5 protein-coding genes are annotated in these 7,242 nt (G+C 69.0%); 3 read left to right on the top strand and 2 right to left on the bottom strand.

Translation table 11 applies throughout. The annotated features are described in order from the left end of the window. Window positions 1-3: 3 nt before the first annotated feature. Entirely contained in the window at window positions 4-1,734 is a 1,731-nt protein-coding gene (locus tag ACFWN2_RS39350) for an ABC transporter ATP-binding protein (protein ID WP_382435659.1), read from the top strand. A 116-nt stretch (window positions 1,735-1,850) separates the two neighbouring features. Continuing rightward, window positions 1,851-3,563 carry an ABC transporter ATP-binding protein gene (locus tag ACFWN2_RS39355; protein ID WP_382435660.1) on the top strand — a complete coding sequence of 571 codons (1,713 nt, stop codon included), beginning with the start codon at window positions 1,851-1,853 and terminating at the stop codon, window positions 3,561-3,563. 327 nt (window positions 3,564-3,890) lie between these two features. Here the strand turns inward: ACFWN2_RS39355 and ACFWN2_RS39360 are convergent, their stop codons facing one another. Together ACFWN2_RS39360 and ACFWN2_RS39365 are read right to left on the bottom strand one after the other, a co-directional pair. After that, window positions 3,891-4,661, bottom strand: coding sequence for a DUF1295 domain-containing protein (locus tag ACFWN2_RS39360; protein ID WP_382435653.1), 771 nt, complete (start codon window positions 4,659-4,661; stop codon window positions 3,891-3,893). Then, window positions 4,658-5,884 (bottom strand): class I SAM-dependent methyltransferase, encoded by a 1,227-nt coding sequence (locus ACFWN2_RS39365; RefSeq protein ID WP_382435661.1) that lies wholly within the window; start codon window positions 5,882-5,884, stop codon window positions 4,658-4,660. The genes ACFWN2_RS39360 and ACFWN2_RS39365 overlap by 4 nt, the downstream gene beginning before the upstream one ends. Before the next feature lie 154 nt (window positions 5,885-6,038). Between ACFWN2_RS39365 and ACFWN2_RS39370 the strand changes: the two genes are divergently transcribed. Beyond that, window positions 6,039-6,716 (top strand): hypothetical protein, encoded by a 678-nt coding sequence (locus tag ACFWN2_RS39370; RefSeq protein WP_382435654.1) that lies wholly within the window; start codon window positions 6,039-6,041, stop codon window positions 6,714-6,716. Window positions 6,717-7,242: the final 526 nt, after the last annotated feature.

Genomic DNA, 7,242 nt, shown 5'->3' on the forward strand with positions numbered 1-7,242 from the left:
GGAGTGCTCACCCGCCTGCTGACCACCTACCTGCGGCCGTACCGCCGCGAGCTGACCGTCGTGGTCGCGCTCCAGCTCGTGGGCACTGTCGCCTCCCTGTACCTGCCGAGCCTCAACGCCGACATCATCGACAACGGCGTCGCGCGCGGCGACACCTCGTACATCGTGGAGCTCGGCGGCTGGATGCTCGTCGTCTCGCTGGTGCAGATCGCCTGTTCGGTCGTGGCCGTCCGGTACGGCACGCGCACCGCGATGGCGTTCGGGCGGGACGTGCGCTCGGGCGTGTTCCACCGGGTCGGCTCGTTCTCCGCGCAGGAGGTCGCGCGGTTCGGAGCGCCGTCGCTGATCACCCGCACGACGAACGACGTGCAGCAGGTGCAGGTGCTCGTCGTGATGCTGACGACGATGTTCGTGGCGGCGCCGATCATGTCCGTGGCAGGTGTGGTGATGGCGCTGCGCGAGGACGTCGGTCTGTCGTGGCTGCTCCTGGTGTGCGTGCCGGTGCTCGCGGTCGCGATCTTCCTGATCACGGTGCGGATGGTGCCGTTGTTCCGCCGTCAGCAGGAGCGCGTCGACCAGGTGAACCGGGTGCTGCGCGAACAGCTCACCGGTGTGCGCGTGGTGCGGGCGTTCGTGCGGGAGAAGGCGGAGACCGAGCGCTTCGCCGGCGCCAACGCGCAGCTCACCGACGTCGCGCTGCGGGCGGGCCGGCTGCAGGCGATGATCTTCCCGACGGTCACGCTGATCTTCAACGTGTCGAGCGTCGCGGTGCTGTGGTTCGGAGCGCACCGCGTGGCGGACGGGGACGTGCAGGTCGGCGCGCTCACCGCGTTCCTCGCCTACCTCCTGCAGATCCTGATGTCGGTGATGATGGCGTCGTTCATCTCCACGATGGTCCCGCGCGCGTCCGTCAGCGCGGGCCGGATCATGGAGGTGATCAACACCGAACCGTCGGTGCGCGCCCCTTCGTCCCCAGTGGCCGCGGCCTCCGGGCGCGGTGAGATCTCCTTCCACGGCGCGGAGTTCCGCTACCCCGGTGCCGACGCGCCAGTCCTGCGCGACGTCTCGTTCCGCGTCGGCGCCGGGCAGACCACCGCGATCATCGGCAGCACCGGCTCCGGCAAGACCACGCTGATGAGCCTGATCCCCCGGCTGATCGACGCGACGGCCGGAGAGGTGCGGGTGGGCGGTGCCGACGTGCAGACACAGGACCCCGAGGCGCTGCGGTCGCGCATCGGACTCGTACCGCAGCAGGCGTACCTGTTCACCGGCACCGTGCGGTCGAACCTCCTGCACGGCGACCCGGACGCGGACGAGGACCAGCTGTGGACGGCGCTGGACATCGCGCAGGCCAAGGACTTCGTCACCGCGATGGGCGGGCTCGACGCCACGATCGCGCAAGGCGGCACCAACCTGTCCGGCGGCCAGCGGCAACGGCTCTCCATCGCGCGGGCTTTGGTGCGCAGGCCGGACGTGTACCTGTTCGACGACTCGTTCTCCGCACTCGACCTCGCCACCGACGCGGCGTTGCGCGCGGCACTGCGCCCGTACACCCGGGACGCCGCCGTGCTGCTGGTCGCGCAACGGGTGTCCACAGTGGCCTCCGCCGACCAGATCCTGGTGCTGGAGAACGGCGAGATCGTCGGCATGGGCACGCACAGCGAGTTGATGGCGAGCTCCCCCACCTACCTGGAGATCGTCCAGTCCCAGATCACCGCGGAGGAGAAGGCGTGACCGCCACCCGTGAGCGCCCGCAGCCGATCGGAGGCCCGGCGGGACGCTTCGCCGCCCAGGCGCCGGTCAGCAAGCCGAAGAACTTCGGCACGTCGGCGAAACGCCTGGCGGGCCTGATGAAACCCGAACGCCTCACCTTCGCCGCCGTCGTCGGCCTCGGCGTGCTCGGCGTCGCGTTCACCGTCATCGGCCCGAAGATCCTCGGCGACGCGACCGACATCATCTTCGACGGCCTCACCGGAGGCGGCATCGACTTCGGTTCGCTGGCGGGCGTTCTCTCGTTCGCACTGGGCCTCTACGTGGTGGCGTCGCTGTTCACCTGGTTGCAGTCGCGGCTGCTGAACACCGTGGTGCAGCGCGTGGTCTACCGGTTGCGCGAGAGCGTCGAGGAGAAGCTGCACCGGTTGCCGCTCAAGTACTTCGACGGCCAGCCGCGCGGTGAGCTGCTCTCCCGCGTCACCAACGACATCGACAACATCGCGACGACGCTGCAGCAGACGATGAGCCAGCTGCTCACCGCGGTGCTCAGCCTCGTCGGCGTGACCGTGATGATGTTCGTGATCTCACCGCTGCTGGCGCTGGTGATGATGCTCGTCATCCCGATCTCGGTGGCGCTGACCCGCGCGATCGGCAAGCGGGCGCAGAAGCAGTTCGTGGCGCAGTGGAAGCACACCGGCGAGCTGAACGCGCACATCGAGGAGGCGTTCAGCGGCCACCAGCTGGTGACGGCGTTCGGCCGCCAGCAGGAGTCCGAGGCGGAGTTCCGTCGCCGCAACGACCAGCTCTACGAGGCCGCGGCCGGCGCGCAGTTCGTCTCCGGCCTGATCATGCCGTCGATGATGTTCCTGTCGAACCTGAGCTACGTCGCCATCGCGGTGATCGGCGGCCTGCGCATCACCTCCGGCACCATGACGCTCGGCGAGGTGACGGCGTTCATCCAGTACTCGCGCCAGTTCACCCAGCCGCTCACCCAGGCGGCGTCGCTGTCGAACCTGCTGCAGTCCAGCGTGGCGTCGGCGGAGCGCGTGTTCGACCTGCTCGACGCCCCGGAGCAACGCCCGGACCCGGCGGACGCCGTCTCACCGCCGTGGCGCTGCGGCAAGGTCGAGTTCCAGAACGTCTCGTTCTCCTACGACCCGGACAAGCCGCTGATCGAGAACCTGTCGCTGGTCGCGGAACCCGGCCAGATGATCGCCATCGTCGGCCCGACCGGCGCCGGCAAGACGACCCTGGTGAACCTCATCATGCGGTTCTACGAGCTCAGCGGCGGCCGCATCACCCTCGACGACGTCGACATCACCGAACTGCGCCGCGCGGACCTGCGCGCGCAGGCCAGCATGGTGCTGCAGGAGACGTGGCTGTTCGGCGGCACGATCCGCGACAACATCGCCTACGGCAAGCCGGACGCGACGGAGGCAGAGATCCTCGCCGCGGCCGAGGCGACCTACGTGGACCGCTTCGTGCGCTGCCTGCCGGACGGCTACGACACCGTGATCGACGAGGAGGGCTCGAACGTCTCGGCGGGCGAGAAGCAGCTGCTCACCATCGCGCGAGCCTTCCTGTCCGACCCGACGCTGCTGATCCTCGACGAGGCGACCAGCTCGGTCGACACCCGCACGGAATCGTTGGTGCAGCACGCCATGGCGGCGCTGCGCACGTCGCGCACGTCGTTCGTCATCGCCCACCGGTTGTCGACCATCCGCGACGCCGACCTGATCCTCGTGATGGAGGCAGGACGCATCGTCGAACAGGGCACGCACGACGAACTGCTCGCCAGGGCAGGCGCGTACCACCGCCTGTACTCGGCACAGTTCGCCGCGGCGGTCTGACGCCTGCTCTGGGGGCCGCTCGTGCTCGGGTGAGGGCGGGCAGGCCGGGGAGGGCTCGCACGCGGTGAGCGCGAGCCTGAGCCGGGACGGCGCGGGCCTGACGGGTTCGCAGGCGCGCTGACAACGCACGCCAAACCCGTTCAGGCGCGCGTTGGCCGAGTGCGCGCCCAACCCGTTCGGGCTCGTGCCCACCGACAGCACACGTCCAACCCGCCCAAGCCCGCTGGCGAAGCGCTCGCCCGACCCGCCCAAGCCCTTGCCGACAAGGAGCCCGCCAACCCGCTCAGGCGCCGATGGCGGCGCCCAGCGCGATCCCGGGCCACACCACTAGCTCACCTTGCTCTTCGGAGGCAGCGGTACGAAGCCGCTGGTGCGCCGGACGTACTCGGCGTAACCAGGGCGGCGCGACACGATGTCCTTCTCCAGCAACGGCTTGCCGCTGCCCTTCGCGAGCAGCCACGTCATGATCACCGGACCGATGATCGTGAGCGCGGCGACCCACGAGTGCAACGCGAACAGGTACAGGCCCCACCAGACGACCGAGTCACCGAAGTAGTTCGGATGCCTTGTGTAGCGCCACAACCCGCGGTCCATCACGGCGCCCTTGTTCGCCGGATCCGCCCGGAACCGGGAGAGCTGCCAGTCACCCACGGCCTCGAAGACGAAGCCGACCGTCCACACGCCAGTGCCCACCCAATCTAGCACTCCGAACGGGGCCGAAAGATGCTGCGCGGCCTGCACCGGCAGCGAGACGATCCACATCAGCACGGCCTGCAACAGGTACACGCGGTACATCTTCAGGCGCGGATTTCCCTTGGCACGCCTCAAAATGTCCTGGTATCGCGGATCTTCGTCCTTGCCCCTGTTGCGCGAGTGGATGTGCGCGCCCAGGCGCAGACCCCACACCACGGTGAGCGCGGTGATGATCCACTGCCGAGTTGGTTCGCCCTCCGCGAACAGCAGCGTGATCACCGCGATCACGGCGAACCCGGGACCCCACACGGAGTCGATCAGGTCGTAGCGCTTGCGGGAGTCCGCGTACAGGAACAACCCGCTGAGCAGTACGAGGACCGCGACGAAGCTGATCAGGAAGCTCATCGGGTGACCATCTCACGACGCACGCGCGGCATGCCGCTGCGCCCGTTCTCACTCCTGCGCACCGCGAGGATCTGGTCCACGCCCATCCGGCCCTCCTCGAACGTCAGCGCGCCGCCCGCGAGGTAGAGCCGCCAGACCCGCGCCTGCCCCTCGCCGACCAGTGCGACGACCTCGTCCCACCGCTCTTCGAGAGTGTCCGCCCACGCGCGCACGGTCCACACGTAGTGCTCGCGCAACGCGTGCACGTCACGGATCTCCAGGCCGGCACCTTCGAGGAAGCCGGTCGTCTGACTGACCGGCCGCATGTGCATGTCCGGTGCGACGTACGACTCGATGAAGGCGCCGCCGCCGGGCGCGTTGCGTCCGCGCGACATCTGCTGCAGCAGCAGCCGCCCCTCCGGCTTGAGCAACCGGTGCAGCGTCGAGGCGTACTCGGGGTAGTTGCTCTCGCCGACGTGCTCGCCCATCTCGATCGTGGAGATCGCGTCGAACGGCTCGTCCCGCACCTCGCGGTAGTCCTGCAACCGCACCTCGACTCGATCGGTCAGCCCCTCGGCCTCGATGCGCCCGAGGATGTGCGCGCGTTGCTGCGCGGAGATCGTCACGCCCGTCGCGTGCACGCCGTAGTGCTTCGCCGCGTGGATGATCATCGATCCCCACCCGCAGCCGACGTCGAGCAGCCGCATGCCGGGCTCCAAGCCGAGCTTGCGGCACACGAGGTCCAGCTTGTTGTGCTGCGCCTGCGCGAGCGGTTCGTCCTCGGACGTGAAGTACGCGCACGAGTAGGCCATGCTCGGGTCGAGCACGAGCTGGTAGAACGCGTTGCTCAGGTCGTAGTGGTGCGAAATGGCATCCCGGTCACGCCCCTTGGTGTGCAGCGCCCCCTTCAGCCTCGCCTCCTCCTTCGGCGCGTCCGGGTTCGGCCCGAGCACCTTGAGCTGGAACGCGAGCTTCGCGACCTCCGAGAGCTTCGGCCGCCGGGTGACACCCCGCCGCACGAGCCCCCAGATCTGCGAGAGACCGGCGGCGAGATCTCCTTCCACATCGAGCTCCCCGCTCACGTACGCGCGCGCGAGCCCCAACTCGTTCGGACTCCAGACGAGCCGCCGCAACGCGTCCCGAGACCGGATCACGAGCACCGTGCCGTCCTGCGGTCCGGCCACGCTCCCGTCCCAAGCCCGAAATCCGATCGGCAACGGCGCGCCCAGCACCCGTTCGGCCATTCCCGCCAGCTGACCAGCGACGACCACCCTGCACCTCCTGCGTGACCTGGCTCCGCCAGACGTTCGAGACAGGACGAGGTTCGGTTCGTTTCTGAACCGAGACGCAACCCCGCCCGTATGGCCTCGATAGAGCGAACGGATGGACAAGGAGGACATGAGTGTGATCCGACGTAACCGCATTGCCATCGGGCTCGCCGCGGGACTGGCAGTTGTGCTGGGTCTGGGTGTCTGGAGCGCCACGGGAAGTGGCCAGAGCAACTCCAAGCCGGTGGCACAGACCGAAACCGACCTGGGCGTCCTCGGTGACTACGGCGACGTGGGTCAGCCCCCGGTGCTCCAGGAACCCGCGCAGGCGCCCGAAGCCCCAGTCCAGCAGCAGGCCCCGGAGACCCCGGCCGCACAACCCGCGGCGCAGCCCCCGGCAGCAGCCCCGGTCAGCTCGTTGAGGCTGGTCGGCAAGGCAGTCGAGAAGATGGGCCAGGTCGTCCAGGACGGCGACGGCCGCACGCTGTACCGCTTCGACAAGGACGTCCCGAAGCCGGAAGGCAAGTCCAACTGCAACGACCAGTGCGCCGTGACGTGGCCGCCGCTGCTGTCGGACTCGATCCCGCAGCTGGAGGGCGTCGACCAGAAGCTGGTCTCCCTGATCACCCGCGCCGACGGCAAGAAGCAGGTCGCCATCGACGGCTGGGCCCTCTACACCTATTCGAAGGACCCGGCGCCGGGCAAGTGGGCGGGCCAGGGCATCGGCAACACCTGGTTCGTGATCCAGCCCGACGGCAAGCGCAACGTCGAGTGCCTCCCGCCCGGTGTGACGGCTCCCGCTGCGTAAACCCACAGCATCCCGTTAGGACGGTCCATCTGAGACACACATCACCCTGACACGGTGAAACCCCGGCCCTGGGGAAGGGGCCGGGGTTCCCGTCGTTTCGCTCTCGGCCAACGCGAAGGGCGCCACCGGACTTGGGTGGCGCCCTTCGCCGTTGCCGCACGGGGGTGTGCGTGATGGTGGGCCGCGTTCGATGGCGGGACTGAGTTCGATGGCGGGGCCAAGTCGGGGCGATGCCGAAGGCGAGCCGCCCTTCGCCCCGCGATGCCGAAGGCGAGCCGTCCTTCCGCTTCCGCGACGCCGAAGGCGAGCCCAAGCGAAGGCGAAGCCGAGCAATCCAGCAATACGAACCTGGCGGTGGTGGCTCCCCCGTCTAGCGCTCCGATGCCGTTGCCGCGCCCGAGGGGTCAGGTCAAGTCGACACGCTCTTCGTCGACTTGACCATAACCCACCGGATGTGGCGGAACCGCCGCCGCGGGGCGGGGGGGCCCCACCCCCGACCCCCCCCCCCACCCCCCCACCCCCAGAC

The organism is Lentzea sp. NPDC058436 (assembly GCF_042721515.1).
Taxonomy (GTDB): Bacteria; Actinomycetota; Actinomycetes; order Mycobacteriales; family Pseudonocardiaceae; genus Lentzea.